The following is a 14490-nucleotide window of genomic DNA, read 5'->3' on the forward strand; positions in this document are numbered from 1 at the left end:
GGCTGGTCGTCGGGGACACGATCGCTGAGATCTATCACCGATCCGCCGGTGTCTACGGCATTCTCCGGGTCCGAGCTACATCGAGGGCTTCCGTCGGCGGCTGAATTGTTGTCGGCGTGGGGCAGGGATCAGGGTCTGTTGCCGAGCAACGACACGGCATCGATGCAGCGTCCACCGAGAGGCGTTCGACTGTTCCGTACGGCAACTTCGGTCGTTCGGTGCCTCCGCACGCCTGCGGCGATCCAACACCAGCGGCTGCAGCACAGTGCGATGCGCCGTTTACCGCGCGCCATCGAACGACGGTGCGCCTCATCCCGTGATGGCGGACAGCGAGCGTGAAGCAGACTCCAGGGACTCCACCAGGATCAGCTCGAGTGCAGGCAGTTTGGCAGCCGACACGGCCACCGCAGCTGCGCGTGTTCGCACACCGAGACCGCGTTCCATTCCGGCGCGGGCAGTTTCGGTCCAGGCCTGGGCGCAGTGATCGGCGGCCACCGCGAGGTCTGCGGTAGCGGGATCACCGGTCAGACGTGCAATCTCGGTACAGCCGTCGGCGAGAAGCCGACGAAAGAGCCCGCCTCCGGTTCCGGCCTTTTCGATGAAGATACCGAGACTGAACAGCAGCGTCTCGAGGTCATTGGGCGGAAGGTCGACCCAGCTCTTGACGTCGGTTGCCAGCTGGTCGACCGCGGCCAATCCTTCGGCACCGGCCGCTGGTACGTGGTCGGCTATTCCCGGTGTCGATGGGACGCGCATGCTGGCGGCGGATCGGGCAAAGGCCGCGGCCGCGGCAGTCGACACGGGCGGCAGTGTCTGTGGCCATGTGATTCGGTACGTGCAGTGACGTGTCGGTTGTGGGAACGAGGTGGAGGATCGCGCCCGAGCCAGCGCGTCGAGCGGGATCTCCTGCACGTCGGCCCGATCGTTGTCGACGACCGAGGCAGTCCCCCCGATCTCGTCGTAGCCGATCACCACGATGTCGTGGCGACTCATCTGCAGTTTCACCCGTAGGTAGGGCAGTTCAGCGATATCGGCCCAGACCAGGCTGGGTCGTCCCGCATCGATGTCGTCGCGAACCCATGACCATCCCTCAGCGGGATCGTCGGTCGTGAGAACCTCGACTTGTCCGCCGAGCCTGCGCGGCAAGTCGATCTCGAAGTCGGCACCGCGGCCGACCAGGTATATCGGTGGGACCAGGTCGGCCGATCGCAGGTAGGACAAACCGAGATCACCACCCAGTGCGAACACCAACCCCTCGTCGGGTGGTCCGTCCCATCCCAGACCGTGCCAATGGAGAAGGTCTCGCATTGCACCTGACCCGCAGTGCCCTCCCATCCGGTGGGGATAGTTCTCGATCAGAGTCGTGTGGGTCACTGTGGCTGCCTTTCGGGTGGCTGGTCGAGCGCGCGTGTCGGCACGCTCAGCTGTTCTGGATTCTGTCGAGATACGTTCGGCGAGCAGCCATGTCCACGTCCGCGAGGAACACCGAATCTGTGTTCAGGGCCGCACCCAGTCCGGTCGCCAACCGCCGGGGGACGAATTTCACCGCCGCGACCATTGCGCCTGCGAGACGGGTGACGCGGACGAAGGGGCGTGGATACTCGATCAGATCTGCTGTCGCGCGGGCGATCTCCTCCGGCTCGGCGTTGCGTAATCCCTTTGCGCCGGCGGTTCCGGCGACGAGTTCGGTGTTGGTGAACGTCGGGCGGACTGTGGACAGTCGAACCCCTGACTTGCGGTACTCCAGTCGTGCGGCCTCTGTGAATCCGATGACTGCGAACTTGGTAGCGCAGTAGGTCGCCAAACCAGGTACCGCGAGCTCGCCGGCCAATGACGCAGTGTTGATGATGTGTCCGGTGCGGCGCGGCAGCATTCGCTGAAGAGCCAGTTTGGTCCCGAAGATGACCCCCAGGACGTTGATCTCGACTTGCCGCCGGGTTACTGCATCGTCCTCTTCGTGGGCGTGGCCGGTAGGCATGATGCCCGCGTTGTTGATCAGGATGTCGAGGGGTCCGAGTTCACGTTCGACCAGGTCCAGAAACGTTGTGAACGAGTCAGGTTCGGTGACGTCGAGTCGGGTGACGACCTTCACCCCGAGTTCGGCGGCGGCCTCCTTCGCACGTGCCTCGTCGATGTCTCCGATGGCGACCCGGTGGCCTCGTCGAATCAACTCCTTCGCTGTCTGATAGCCGATGCCGCGAGCTCCACCTGTGATCGCCACGGTCCTGGCGGGGGTGTGAGGTGCGTTGTTCATCATGCTGCGCTCCTTGCATAGATATGCGACATCGGGACACGCCGTTCGACCCGCTCTCGCGGTAGCGGCTGCGCACACGGAAGAGGGATATGGGTATCGCGCGGCGTCTCGTGCCCGGGGAGGCGTTCGGATCGGTCGTTCATCGCGCGCAGCCGCAACCCCGGCGGCAGAACGGGTCTCGTCTGTTCGGTGCAACTTCCGGTGTCGGCCAGAACACGGCCACGCCGACGAGACAGTCGTGCGGCACAGCTCTGCCAGCAGGTATCGGCTCACCCGATTCGAAGGTGTCCGAGGCAGTCCGAGTGTTCACGACCGCGATTGTTCGCGGAGAGAACTCCGACCGATCGGCAGTCGGCCGCGATACGGGGTTCAGGGCGTATGTTCTCACCGCTTGTGTTCATCGAGACCCCCGCGGCGGGTTTCGATCCCCGGATTTTCGTACGGCCGGGTGCGGCGATCGGGTGTGCCGGTGAAAGCCTCGTCGAGTGGGTGAGCGCCCGTGAAGATCTTCGGTCCGTAGGCGTGCCGAAGCACCGTCAAGATCGCGTCCAAGGGTAGGTCGTCGAAGACTCCTCGCTCGCGGACATACTCCATGTGCTGGGCTCCGTCTGCGGTGAAGGCATGCATGAGAGCATCGCGATCGCCGTCGAATTCCACTGGTGGCACGCCGAAACGAGCGCACAACTCGACATTGAAAGCCGGCGTGGCCTTCAACCACCGGCCCTCGATGTAGAGACGACTGTAGCCGTGATAGACGAACAGGTCGGTGCCGCCCATCAGCGCGCGCAACGCCTCGGTCTGCAGGTGATTTCGGACGTCGGCGAAGCCGAGCAGTGCCGGAATACCCGCCGCCCGGCACACTGCGGTCAAGAGCACCGCCTTCGGGACGCAATAAGCGCGCCCGGTCTCGAGGACGAAGCTCGCTCGATAGTGGGCCGGATCGTCCGACACGGTGTACGGGTCGTACCAGATCTGGTCGCGGACGGCGGCGAAGAGGCGTCTGGCCTTGTCACGGTCGCTGCTCGCATCCCCGATTGCCGCGGCGGTGAACGCCCGCACGGATTCGTGCTCGATGTCGAGGAAGTCAGTTGCTCCCAGGTACGCGTGTGGTGGCTGCTTCGTATGTGCCCCGGGCGGGCGGTCTGTCATGGTCATCGCTGATGTTCCCTTTTCTGAGCAAGCCGGTTGCTGTGTGCACAACGACCAAAGGATCGGTCAGTTGCGCGCGAGTCCGCCGAGCATCAGGTCTTCGCGTTGGACGGGGAGTCGCTGGGCGATCACCCGTTTGCTGTACATGAACTCGCGCGGGCGACCTATGCAGTCGGCGGCAATGAGCTCACCGGCCTGGAGATAGAAGCAACTGAAATCACTGTCGCGGGTGGGGTCACCGCTGAGAACCACTTCGTCGTATCCGGTGTTGAGGCCGGCGATCTGCAGCTTGAAGTGATACTGATCTGACCAGAACCACGGCAACGCTTCGATTTTTCTGGACTTCCCGCAGGCGGTCGAGGCAGCGACTTTGGCCTGCTCTCCTGCGCTCGAGACGGACTCCAACCGTAGTCGACGGCCGTAACGGGCCATGTCGTGGCTCGCGCAGTCCCCCGCCGCCATGATGTCGGGGTCGTTGGTCCGAGTGTGATCGTCGATCACGATGCCGTTGTCGATGACAAGACCCGCATCGGCGGCGAGGTCGGTGTTCGGCTCGACGCCGACACCGACGATGACCAGATCTGCGGGGATCGATTCCCCGCTGGCCAAGGTGACTTCACGAACCTCACGGTCACCGGACAGGCCCTCGACCATCGCGTTCGTTCTGATGTCGACTCCCTGCTCGCGATGTATCCGCTCGAAGAACGTCGATACGTCGGGGGCAGTGACCCGCTCGAGCACACGCCCAGCTGCCTCGAGGACTGTGACCTGTACGCCCAGTACGCGCAGCGATGCCGCTGTCTCGAGTCCGATGTAGCCGCCTCCGACGATCACCACCCGCCGACCAGGGCTGGTGGCCATACGGATCCTCTCGACGTCCGCTGCGGTGCGCAGGTAGTACACCCCGTGGAGATCGGCCCCGGGAACGGTGAGCCGACGAGGACGGGCTCCCGTGCACAGCGCGAGCTTGTCGTAGGCCAGCTTCTCGCCGGTGTCGAGAACGACGTTGCCTTCCGACCGAGCGATGGCCTCCACCTGCGCGTTCAGAAGCTGAATACCTTGCTTGGAGTAGAAGTCCGTGCTGCGAATGGCGATGTCGTCGAGTACGCATTTGCCCGCCAGGTATGCCTTCGACAGCGGGGGGCGTTGATAGGGAGTGGCAGACTCGTTACCGATGAGGACGATGTCGCCTGTCCAACCCTCTTGGCGCAAACTTGCTGCCAGTTGTGCCCCAGCATGGCTTGCGCCGACGATGATCGCCCGTTGCGATGTCATGCGCTGGAAGTAGGCGTCAGGCGCACCATCATCTTGCTGATGCCCCGCACGAAATTCGACTGAACGTACTCGGGGTCGCCGACGACCTCGATGTTCTCGAAGCGGGGAAGCAACTCCTCCCACAGAATCCGCAGCTGCATTTCGGCCAGTCGATTGCCCATACACCGGTGTACACCGAATCCGAACGCGATGTGATTGCGCGCATTGGCGCGATCGATGATGAAATCATCAGGATTCTCGAAAACGCGTTCGTCGCGGTTACCCGAGGCGTACCACATCACCAGTTTGTCGCCCTTGCGGATGAATTGTCCGTTCAGAACGGTGTCGGCTTTGGCGATTCGGCGCATGTACGCCAATGGTGTTTGCCATCGGATGATTTCCGAGTTCATGTTGGGGATCAAATCGGGATTGGCCTTCAGTTTCTCGAACTGGTCGGGGAATTGGTTCAACGCAAGAACGCCACCGCTCATCGAGTTTCGCGTCGTGTCGTTGCCACCGACGATCAGCAGTACGAGGTTGCCCAGAAATTCCATCGGACGATCGATCAGATCCTTGGTGTCCTCGTTGCTCTGCAACATGGTGATCAGATCGAAACCGGACTCTTCCCCTACAGACCTCCTGGCTGCTTTGTCATGCCAGAGAGCGCTGAGGCCACGGGCCATGTCACGCATGCCTTCAAACACCTCGTCGTTGTCCGAGGGCCCACCGTTGGCTTGCTCCATCGAGGTTGCCAGATCAGACCAGTAGACGAGTTTGCGGCGTTGTTCGTAGGGGAAATCCAGAAGAGTTGCGAGCATCCGAGCTGTCAACTCGATCGAGACATTCTGGACCCAGTCGAACGGCTCGTTCAAGGGGAGGTCGTCCAGCACCTCCTGCACGCGTGATCGGATGAGTCCCTCCATCTCCCGGAGGTTCTTCGGTGCGACCACGCCTTGGACGGCAGCCCTCTGTCTGTCGTGGCGTGGTGGGTCCATCGCGATGAACATCTCGATATCGAGAAACCGGGGCGGGACGCCGATGACGATGAACGGCTCGGCGGAAAACAGCGCATGATTTTTGTCGACGGCCACGATATCGGCATGGCGCGTGACCGACCAGAACGGGCCGAACGGACTGTTGGGTTGGTAGTGAACCGGTGCCTCGTTGCGCACCCGTTCGAAGTACGACTGCCACCGCCCTTGTCTGTAAAGGAAGGGGTTACTGAGGTCGATGTCGGCGAGCTCGACATCCTCGACCGGTGGGATGGGACTTTCGACGAAGATCTTCTTGCCATTCGTTCCAGTCACCCACCGTCGGGTCTTGTCGTACAGATGAGCGCCCTGGATCTGCAGGCCTATCGGGATGGTCGACTGGACCTTGTCGGTGATCGACTCAGAAACTTTCATGCTGTCGTGCCTGCCTTTCGCATATCACAGTTGGAATTCAGGTGTTCGAACGATCAGGCCATCCCACGCTTCCGAGGCCACCATCTGGCACGACAACCGAGAAGTGGGTTCACGCTCGGGGTTCATCGCCAGCATCTCTTCCTCGTCGGCGCCGGACAGACCCACCTCTCCTGACCACTGCGGGTCGACGATCACATGGCAGGTGCCACAGGCCGTTTCGCCCCCACAGTCCCCATCGATCCCCGGCACAGCATTGTCGGTTGCAATCTGCATCAGCGATCGACCTTCGACCAGAGCCGCCTCGTGCTTCTGACCATCGTGGGCGACGAAAGTTACAGCTGCCATGTCAACTCCTCAATTTTCTTCCGCGATTGATAACAGTGTCGCCGCAAACGTGAATGGCGGCCATGTTCCGTAGACAAAAACTTGTGAACTCGGGTCAGACGGTTCGCCCTCAGAGATCCGACCTGAGTCCACTCCAGATATGAAGTGCGACAGCTCTGCGCTCTACATGAAGGCATCGAGCGGCTGAGTTCCCGTTTCGAAATGCGCGCTCACCAAGTACTTCTTTCACCGCGGAGCCGTCTCACCAGCGACTAGATGGCCATTTCGGATCTCGACGATCGGCAGTCGCAGACCACCCGGAGCGTCCACCGGGACGACCGGCGAGTTGGGGGCGATGGGATCGAGCCGCTGATACGGAAGCCCCTGTGCCGGGCGAAGATCCAGCTCACCCTTGTTGGGCCACAGCGCGGCGGACCGCTCGGCCTGCGCGCTGATGGTCAGCGACGGGTTCACACCGAGGTTGGCCGACACGGCCGCCCCGTCGACCACGCTCAGCGTCGGGTATCCGTGGACGCGGTGGTACGGATCGATGACGCCGTGCGCCGAATCCGAGGCGATCGCGCAGCCACCGAGGAAATGGGCCGTGAGCGGAATGTTGAACAGCTCTCCCCAGGTGCCACCTGCGACGCCGCCGATCTTCTTCGCAATGCGCCGGGTGGCGTCATTGCCCTCGGGGATCCACGTCGGATTCGGCTCACCGTGCCCCTGCCGGCTCGAGATCTTGCGGCCGAACGGCCCACGCTTGGTAAACGTGGTGATCGAGTTGTCCAAATTCTGCATCACCAGCGCAATGATCGTGCGCTCGCTCCAGCGCCGGACGTTGACCACACGGACGAACTGAACCGGGTGTGCGATCAACGCGAACACGAACTTGAGCCACCGCGGAATCTTCCCGCCGCCGTCGGTCATCAGGGTCTGCAGCATGCCCATCGCGTTGGAACCCTTGCCGTAGCGGCACGGCTCGATGTGCGTGTTCGGACTGGGATGGAACGAGGACGTGATGGCGACGCCGCGCGTGAGATCCATCGACGGGTCCACCACGTATTTGGCCGCTCCGACGATCGACTCGGAGTTGGTACGTGTCAGTTCCCCGAGCGTGTCCGACAATTCGGGCAGCGCGCCCGTGTCCTTCATCTTGTGCAGCAGATTCTGGGTGCCCCACGTGCCCGCCGCCAACACGACATTGGCAGCGCTGTACGTCTTCTTGCCCTTGCGGAGCCGAGCACCGGTGCGCTCGGTGTCGACGTCCCAGGTGCCGTCGGATTGGGGGCGAAGGCCGGACACCGTCGTCATCGGCACGATCTCGGCTCCCGCGCGCTCGGCCAAGCCGAGGTAGTTCTTCAGCAGGGTGTTCTTGGCGCCGTGACGACACCCCGTCATGCACTCACCACATTCGATGCATCCCGTGCGCTCGGGGCCTGCACCACCGAAGTACGGGTCCAAGACTGTCCTTCCCGGCTCGTCACCGAAGAACACGCCCACCGGTGTCTGAATGAAAGTATCGGCGACGCCCATGTCCTCGGCGACCGACTTCATCACCTCGTCGGCGGGGGTCATGTGCGGATTGCGCACCACGCCCAGCATGCGGGTGGCCTGGTCGTAGAACGGAGAAAGCTCACTGCTCCAGTCGGTGATGTGCGCCCACTGCTTGTCCTCGAAGAACGGTGCCTGCGGCTTGTACAGCGTGTTCGCGTAGTTCAGCGATCCACCGCCCACTCCGGCACCGGCGAGGATGAGGCAATCGCGCAACAGGTGCACGCGCTGGATTCCGTACAGGCCAAGCTTCGGTGCCCACAGAAAACGCTTGATATCCCAGCTGTTCTTCGCGAAGTCCTTGTCCTCGAAGCGTTGGCCGGCTTCCAGGATCCCGACTCGGTACCCCTTCTCCACCAACCGAAGCGCGGTCACGCTCCCGCCGAAGCCCGAACCGACGATCAAGACGTCGTAATCGATTGAACTGCTCGGTGGCGTTGCCATGGCGTCTCCTTCTGGTTCTTCAAACCGGATAACTGCTCCTCGACCCGGGGGCCTGGACCCCAGCGCGAGAGTGCACCCTCGAGGGTTTGACCAAAGCCGACGGCCTGCCTACCTGCCCACAGTACTATACATACGGTGACTTTTTGTCCAATTAATGGACAGATGCACGCTATATGTACAGATATTAGTGATGCAGCTCATCAACCACCAGCCGTTGACGCTTCCGTCACCGACAAGCCGAACCGAAAGGAGGCGGTGCGTCAGAAGCCAGCAATGAGCTCTCACGAGAAGCCGAGGTGCACAGGCGGCGGAGCAAGCCCCGACATCGACAAGCTAGATCCTCAGCGATCGTCACCGAAATGGCGCGCCGCTCCAGAATTGAACTACCAGGGAAGTATGACACTAAACGCTAGAGACTCATTTGATAGAAACACTTGTGGACGAGATAGAAAATAGAAAAGTAGAGTTGGCCGAGAATATCTCTTCATTCATAAGTGCATCAATCCATGAAATGAACGGCCACGCAGACATAACCGGTCTTCTACACACCAAGAAGAAAGGTTGAGTTGTGCATAAAGCACAAGGACTCCTTGCGACTTGGCCAACTTGGACATATCGCAGAACAGTGCCGATCCAGTACGATCGACACCACGACGATGGCTTTTACAGCCCTCCATGAATGCAGTGGAAATCGAGATATTGTGTTAAATTTTGCATTTTTCACATTGACACCGCTCCTACTGTTCATGTTGGCACCCGCGTGGATTCCGTTGACTTATCATGGGTGCGCGAGTCTGATCGAACGCCGAAATTTCACGACGCGAATACCAGCCAGATGTAGGTCGAGCTACGCAGACGAGGGGTGTGCGTAGCTCGACCTTTGCAATAGAGAGCGCTTTCTGACGCCACAGGCCGGTAGTTGTGCCGGTTTGCCACACTCTGTGTTCGCTGCATGTCGATCGGGAAACCTACCGAAAGAACAGGTGAGTGCTTCGTAGGTGTTCGGCTCAACGCTGCGCCTGATTCGTTCGCCCGCCAGTAACGCCACTCGTCGCATCACTGGCGGCATCGACGCGCTGGCGACAGCAACATCATCCCCCACCACCAATGTCCGAACGTGCCTAGACTTCTATTCATGAGTTCCGTCCACACTGCGCGCCCTGATGGTAGCTACCGGACAGCGGCAACCACTCTGCTTCGTGCGACCGCGTTAGACGCATTGAGCGCTCTCCTGCTGCGGCAAAGTTGGAAGTCGGTGACCATGTCCGAGGTCGCGAAGGAAGCCGGTTTGTCTCGACAGACCATCTATAACGAGTTCGGGTCCCGGCGCGGTGTGGCGGAGAGCTACGCGATACGATTGACCGATCGGCTGGTCAGTGTGGTGGACGATGGCCTCTACACTTGTGTTGGCGATATCAGGTCGGCGCTCGCCCGAGGTTTGGTTGCGTTTTTCGCCGTCTCCGAACGTGACCCATTGGTCAGATCGCTAAGAGAAGAAGACGCGTCCGCAGACCTCCTGCGGCTCATTACTGTTGACAGCACCCAGCTTGTCGAGCGAGCCGCAGATCACCTCTCTGCCACATTTCAGCGATGCTGGGTGCAAGCCCCGAAGCGCCAAGCCGATATCCTGAGCACGTCCATCGTTCAGATGGCCTTGGCGTATGTCTCACGGCCCCCGACTGACGGAGCCCAGACCGCCACCGATATCGCAGACCTACTCGCTCCGTACATCGAGGGGTTCCAAGATTCACAAGCCCATCCAGAGTTGAGCAAGACGACCCGTTTCGGTCGACAGTAGCGACAGCGGTGTACCGCCGGTCTGTGTCACGCAATACCCCATTCCCGAGAGACTCATAGCGCCCTTCCGGACAAGAATCCGTCCGGCGTGCCACCACCTCAGTTCCTGGCGTGATCGACAAAAGCGTCGTCGCAAACGCCAGCGACGGCTATGTTCGGTGGAGTCATAAACTTGTGAATTCGGGTCAAAGGGATCATCGTGAAGCTGAGCGACGAGGGTGTGCCACCGCTTGCGTTCGTTCAGTTGCTCGAACGCCGCGCACTCGACCCTGACGCCGCCGCGCGTCTTCGTGCGATCATGCACCGCGGAGGAACCAGTGAAGCGACGCTCATTCAGCATGACGTGCAGGCACCGATACGGTGGTTTCGGGAGGTCTACCCCGACTCGATATCGCCCAAGCCACTCGACTCGGATTTGCGTTTGCCGAGCAGGCCCAGTTGACATCGTTCGGGCCCCTGAGTTCACCTTTGATCAGCGCTGGTTCGGTCGCCGAGATCGTCGATCTCCTGACATACCTGCCATTGATCTCCACGGCGTTGAAGTCGCAGTTCCACGCTGGCGACTACGGTCTGATCGTCGGGCTCACTGCGCATACAGGGGATTCGGCACTGGACTGCTTGGTCATCACCTACGGTGGGCGGCGTTATTACGACTGCTGGTCATGCTCGCCGGTGGCACTCCATCTGAGCTGGCCGGAGCCGACCGAGGCGAGCCACGACAAAGGTCCGGGGTCGAATCGCCGTTTCTTCGACGCTCCGATTTCCTTCGTCCACGTACCCGAGGACACCCTCAACAAGGCTTGTCGGTTCTCGGACCCTCTCGCATATCGACTCGCTATCGCTGATCTGCAGCGAACGCTCGCCCATCGGAGTGGGTCCATGACATCCGCCGAGAAGGTGAGGCAACTGTTGGAAAAGGACCTCGGACAGCGGACCAACCATGATGTTGCACAAGCATTGCAATGTCCAGCAGCACGTTGAAACGGCGGCTTGCCGAAGAAGGAACCACCTACAGCAAGGTGCGCCAATCGCTGCTGTACGAGCGCGCGATGCTACGGCTCCTCGACCGCTCGGTTTCGGTCAGCGAGATCGCTACTGAACTCGGATACAGCGACCTCGCCAACTTCTCTCACGCCTTCAAACGCTGGACCGGACGCTCTCCGAAAGATTTCCGAAACCCACGACTCTCGGACGACCCGGATTCGACGTAGACCCCACAGAACGGGGTCGAGATCGATGCCTCGTTCGTCCGCGGCCTGGTCGATCTTCATCGCGGAGATTTCGGAGACGTCGCCGCCTCCCTGCCGTGAGAAAGACAAGTTTTTTGCAAACCCGAGTACGAACCACTTGTCACTCGACGGTATCGGCCGGCACGCGTGTGGTCTCCGATTCGAGAAAGTCGACGAGTGCTTCCAACAGGCTGTCCGCGCGGGTTTCGACATCGGCGAGGACAGAGTCCACGTCATCGAGAAGACCGTGGGCGTGTCTACGCGCAAGCGTTCCATGTTCGTAGTAGTCGGGGTCGAGCACGACCCGCGGTACTGGATCCGATGCCACGATCCGCTCCGGCTGTTGTGACCGCGCAGTGGGCTGCAGGTGGGTGCCCGTCCGTCAAATGCATTCGCACGATGCCCGCTACCGCACGCGAAGTGAGTGCAGTCGCAGCCAACGGGGTGTGGCCCCACCGGTCGATCGCAGTCGACAGCGGCTGTTGACCGGCCGGGTCGAAATACCGGTCGTATCCGCCGAGCCCGGTGCCGTCCACGGCATCGAGAGCGTCGGCGAGCATTCGGGTGCTCGGATACGCCCGGATGACAAACGTCAAACAGGATTGGCGACTCATGGAATCGCACAAGTGAAGATCTCAATTCGCCCACTGCCCCAACAGTGCCCCAACAGTGCCCCAACAGTATCGCATCGAACGCACCGCGATACAATCGAAACCTGTATCCCACTATGTATTACGCAACCGCCACGTCGGTCATGCAATACCTGAGCTACTTCCGTCCCACTCCTCCAATTATGAAGCATTCGATCCAAAGGAGCCAGGCTAAGACCTTTCGTGCCCCCACCTCACAAGTCGACTCCCATATTTCCGCAATCCCATTGGTGCGCAGCTATATCGCTCCATCAACATCATGATGCAGCCTTCCAAACATCTCACTCGGCCTCAACGAAACATGGCGCTGAGGCCCTCCTCGGAGGCACGCCCGAGTAGCCATAAAGGGACCTCGACGGCTAGCGTGCAGCTCCACATGCACAAGCCCCCTATCGACCGGCCTTTACCGCGGTAAAGATCACAAGGAAGCGGATCGGGTTGCCCAGCCTCTTCGTCATGCGGGGCCCGGCAGCCGGCAATCACATAGATCTTGCTCAACCACGGGGCCAATAGACGATGCCACTCCCCCAGCGCGGGCCAAGCCCGTCAGAGCGGATCCCATCGAATAGCGCCACTCGAAGGACTGCGCCCTCCAACTGGCCCCTGGAGAGGCACTGTGAGTTTTCAGGACATCGCCCCGGAAACAGTAAATCCCGAATTGAACTCGAGTCCTTTCGTCACAGTGACAAAAGACAGTAGGGTTCCGATATCCTCGATACTGGGTCACGAATGAGCGCACCAACCGCGATTGCACTTACAAAAGTGCACCGTACAAATTCAGGCCAAACCAGCATGCAACGGGATAGCTGAAATTGCCGGGATGGCAAATAGTGGAACGCGAACTCACTAGACCTCCCCCTTCCACGGCTCACCCGCATGAACAGCAATTAACATCCGGCGGTGCGAGGCCGCCCTTTACCGCGGTAAAGACATGGATTCAGCGGCCGCTCGGAAACATAGCGTAACGACCCGCCCATCGTGAATGGGCGTGTTAACCAACTTGGCACTGTCCGAAACCCGCCCGACAACGATTGCACACTAACTCCGACTTTGTCAGCAACTGCATCAGAATTCCTGGTCGCGAAAGATCGCAAAGCACTGCAACAACATGCAACCACACCTACACGAACTGCAATAGCTCTTGCCCAGCACTGCAGCTAGGTCAAAGTATCCGATCTTTACCGCGGTAAAGATCGCAACTTCGGACAGAACCTGGCCGCACCGAACCTTCCTGACAACTGCTCAACCGACCAGCGACCCAGCCTATGTTGGGAGACGGCCACCAGCCGCAGCACTCAGGCCGCTGCACCTATGGCAGAACCATCGCACGACTATGCAACGGCGTGTAGGTGTATCCGCTCAGACGCGGCAATCTGGCTTGCCCGTACCTAGATGGTGAATCAGACAGGCAGGGCACCGCCTTCTCTGCGATTTCGACGTTCACCGCGGTAAAGGCTCGACGGTAAGAAATGCTGCAGCGGTCACGAGCCGGTGAGCACCGAAGCCCGGCGGGAGGGCTATCCACCGGATCACATACATGCTCCGGCGAGTCGAAGCTCTAACCGAGGACTCAGCGCGCCTCGTGATGTACATTTTGAGGGCGCAAGCAACTCCAAGTGCTACGCGTTCTCGCGGATCTTTACCGCGGTAAAGATCATCGCAAGAACACCACACCGAAGTAGCCGCGACGCGGTGAAGCAAACGGAAGGTGGGCTCAATGCCCGTACACGTAATAATTAGCCAGAAGGGCGGAGTGGGGAAGAGTACCCTCACAATGAACCTGGCGGCAGTCAAAAATGACGTTCTGACTCGATCCGGATCCAAGCAAAGCGAATCGCCAGTTTTGGCAGCATCCATAGACCCTCAGGGCTCAGCAGTGTGGTGGGCCGAACGAGTGCAGGACCTTCCATTTCGGGTCACTCAGATCGACGACCCCGAGATGCTCCGGCATCTACCGAACTTGGATGGAATCAAGCACGTTTACGTTGACACTCCGGGCTGGATTGGCGATCGCCCCGGGGCGGTAGATAACGGCACTTCAGGGCAAGCGCTCGACACTGTACTTTCAGTAACCGATCTCGCGATTGTCCCGATCGTCCCGGAGCCACTCAGCTTCGACCCGACAGCCCGCACGATCTCCAAAGTGCTTGAGCCAAAGGGAATCCCGTTCATTGTCGTCATCAACAACTGGGATCCAAGAGACGGCCGAGTTGATCTCGAGCAGACCGAAGCTTTCGTCCAAGCGCAAGGTTGGCCACTCGCCAACACAGTTGTTCGGCACTATAAAGTGCACAGTCGAGCCGCAGCTCAAGGTCAAGTGGTTACCGAGTACCCGCCGAATCGGGCATCGCTGCAGGCACGCGAGGACTTCCAACGCCTATGCCTCGAGCTGGAAGTGGGTAAGTAAGTGGCTACTTCACAGAAGTCCC

The 14490-nt window shown here is 60.4% G+C and carries 10 protein-coding genes and 1 pseudogene; 3 read left to right on the top strand and 8 right to left on the bottom strand.

The window, feature by feature from the left end:
- Positions 1 to 309: 309 nt before the first annotated feature.
- The 7 genes from R3P95_RS23115 to R3P95_RS23145 form a co-directional block, all read right to left on the bottom strand.
- A complete protein-coding gene (locus R3P95_RS23115; RefSeq protein WP_394855465.1) occupies positions 310 to 1335 on the bottom strand; it encodes a BtrH N-terminal domain-containing protein in 1026 nt (341 codons plus the stop codon).
- 85 nt (positions 1336 to 1420) lie between these two features.
- Complete coding sequence (locus R3P95_RS23120; protein WP_008720362.1) at positions 1421 to 2257, bottom strand: SDR family oxidoreductase; 837 nt, start codon at positions 2255 to 2257, stop codon at positions 1421 to 1423.
- A gap of 381 nt (positions 2258 to 2638) precedes the next feature.
- Positions 2639 to 3403 (bottom strand): transglutaminase-like domain-containing protein, encoded by a 765-nt coding sequence (locus tag R3P95_RS23125; RefSeq protein WP_317549686.1) that lies wholly within the window; start codon positions 3401 to 3403, stop codon positions 2639 to 2641.
- A 66-nt stretch (positions 3404 to 3469) separates the two neighbouring features.
- Positions 3470 to 4678, bottom strand: coding sequence for an NAD(P)/FAD-dependent oxidoreductase (locus R3P95_RS23130; protein WP_317549634.1), 1209 nt, complete (start codon positions 4676 to 4678; stop codon positions 3470 to 3472).
- On the bottom strand, positions 4675 to 6063 hold the full coding sequence (locus R3P95_RS23135; RefSeq protein WP_317549635.1) for a cytochrome P450: 1389 nt from the start codon (positions 6061 to 6063) through the stop codon (positions 4675 to 4677). The genes R3P95_RS23130 and R3P95_RS23135 overlap by 4 nt, the downstream gene beginning before the upstream one ends.
- Before the next feature lie 24 nt (positions 6064 to 6087).
- A complete protein-coding gene (locus R3P95_RS23140; protein ID WP_317549636.1) occupies positions 6088 to 6408 on the bottom strand; it encodes a 2Fe-2S iron-sulfur cluster-binding protein in 321 nt (106 codons plus the stop codon).
- 225 nt (positions 6409 to 6633) lie between these two features.
- On the bottom strand, positions 6634 to 8385 hold the full coding sequence (locus tag R3P95_RS23145) for a GMC family oxidoreductase (RefSeq protein ID WP_317549637.1): 1752 nt from the start codon (positions 8383 to 8385) through the stop codon (positions 6634 to 6636).
- A gap of 1135 nt (positions 8386 to 9520) precedes the next feature.
- On the opposite strand from R3P95_RS23145, the gene R3P95_RS23150 reads away from it, so the two are divergent.
- Together R3P95_RS23150 and R3P95_RS23155 are read left to right on the top strand one after the other, a co-directional pair.
- Positions 9521 to 10183 carry a TetR family transcriptional regulator gene (locus R3P95_RS23150; RefSeq protein WP_317549638.1) on the top strand — a complete coding sequence of 221 codons (663 nt, stop codon included), beginning with the start codon at positions 9521 to 9523 and terminating at the stop codon, positions 10181 to 10183.
- A gap of 198 nt (positions 10184 to 10381) precedes the next feature.
- Positions 10382 to 11393: pseudogene (locus R3P95_RS23155) on the top strand (helix-turn-helix domain-containing protein).
- 139 nt (positions 11394 to 11532) lie between these two features.
- On the opposite strand, the gene R3P95_RS23160 reads toward R3P95_RS23155, so the two are convergent.
- On the bottom strand, positions 11533 to 11739 hold the full coding sequence (locus R3P95_RS23160; RefSeq protein ID WP_317549639.1) for a hypothetical protein: 207 nt from the start codon (positions 11737 to 11739) through the stop codon (positions 11533 to 11535).
- Positions 11740 to 13778: 2039 nt separating this feature from the next.
- On the opposite strand from R3P95_RS23160, the gene R3P95_RS23165 reads away from it, so the two are divergent.
- Positions 13779 to 14468, top strand: coding sequence for a ParA family protein (locus R3P95_RS23165; RefSeq protein ID WP_008720348.1), 690 nt, complete (start codon positions 13779 to 13781; stop codon positions 14466 to 14468).
- The last annotated feature ends 22 nt before the right edge of the window (positions 14469 to 14490 follow it).

Origin of the sequence: Rhodococcus cercidiphylli (genome assembly GCF_033042225.1) — a bacterium.
GTDB lineage: Bacteria > Actinomycetota > Actinomycetes > Mycobacteriales > Mycobacteriaceae > Rhodococcoides.